At 44.3% G+C, this 1055-nt stretch carries 1 protein-coding gene; it reads left to right on the top strand.

Going from position 1 to position 1055, the window contains the following annotated elements; all coding sequences use genetic code 11:
- The first annotated feature begins 80 nt into the window (after positions 1-80).
- Entirely contained in the window at positions 81-1001 is a 921-nt protein-coding gene (locus ACQEXR_RS20235; protein WP_031944064.1) for an IS5 family transposase, read from the top strand.
- The last annotated feature ends 54 nt before the right edge of the window (positions 1002-1055 follow it).

Here is a 1055-nt window from a genome sequence, read left to right as displayed (position 1 = left end):
TGGCTTTGTTGCTTAAATCGATGGAACTAAATCAAGAAGCTACGATCTGATCGGCTACATCCATTAATCGTCGTAGCCTAATGCCTAAACCTCGTTACAAAACAACCAACTGGAAGCAGTACAATAAAGCCTTAATTAATCGTGGTTCACTGACCTTTTGGGTTGATGAGGAAGCGATAGCTGAGTGGAAGCAAAGCAAACAAGGCAAGCGTGGTAGACCACGCCAATTCAGTGATTTAGCCATTACGACTGCATTAATGGTGAAACGAGTATTCTCTATGCCATTGAGAGCGCTGCAAGGTTTTCTAGACTCCGTATTTAAACTGGCTAATATCCCGCTATTTTGTCCGCATTACACCTGCATAAGTCGTCGAGCTAAGGAAGTTGATGTTTCATTTAAAACTAAAACCAGAGGAGCGATACAACATCTAGCCATTGATTCCACTGGTCTCAAGGTTTATGGCGAAGGTGAATGGAAGGTTAAGAAGCATGGTACTGACGGGAAGCGTAGAGTTTGGCGTAAACTGCATATTGCAGTAGATACCAGCACTCACGAAATAGTCGCAGCAGAACTGAGTTTCTCTAACGTAACCGATGCTGAAGTGCTTCCCAACTTACTTAAGCAGACACGTCGTAAAATCATTGAAGTATCAGGTGATGGAGCTTATGACACAAGAAGCTGCCATGAAGCTATACGAATCAAGCGAGCAGTTCCGCTCATCCCGCCACGAGAAGGGGCTGCTTTCTGGGAGCAAGGACATCCTCGCAATTTGGCGGTAGGTTGTCAGAAGCTCTACGGCTCAAACAAAAAGTGGAAAAAGCGGTATGGTTATCATAAGCGCTCTCTATCAGAGACAGCCATTCATCGAGTGAAACAGTTGTTAGGTGGGAAATTAAGCCTAAGAAATTACAACGCTCAGGTTGGCGAGACTTACGCAATGATCAAAGCGCTGAACAAGCTTACGGGGCTAGGTATGCCTGAAACTCAGTATGTTGTTTAAAAATGAAGCATTATGGGCTGGTATGCCTTTTCTCTGAATTAAGCAACAAAGCCC

The organism is Vibrio sp. TRT 2004 (assembly GCF_050113735.1).
In the GTDB taxonomy this organism is placed as follows: domain Bacteria; phylum Pseudomonadota; class Gammaproteobacteria; order Enterobacterales; family Vibrionaceae; genus Vibrio.
Note: the sequence above shows the minus strand (reverse complement) of the source record. Positions and strands in the feature narration are given on the sequence as shown.

What these genes read in the sequence shown, in the direction of transcription:
- ACQEXR_RS20235 (WP_031944064.1), top strand. Translation starts at nt 81, where the DNA reads ATGCCTAAACCTCGTTACAAAACAACCAACTGGAAGCAGTACAATAAA.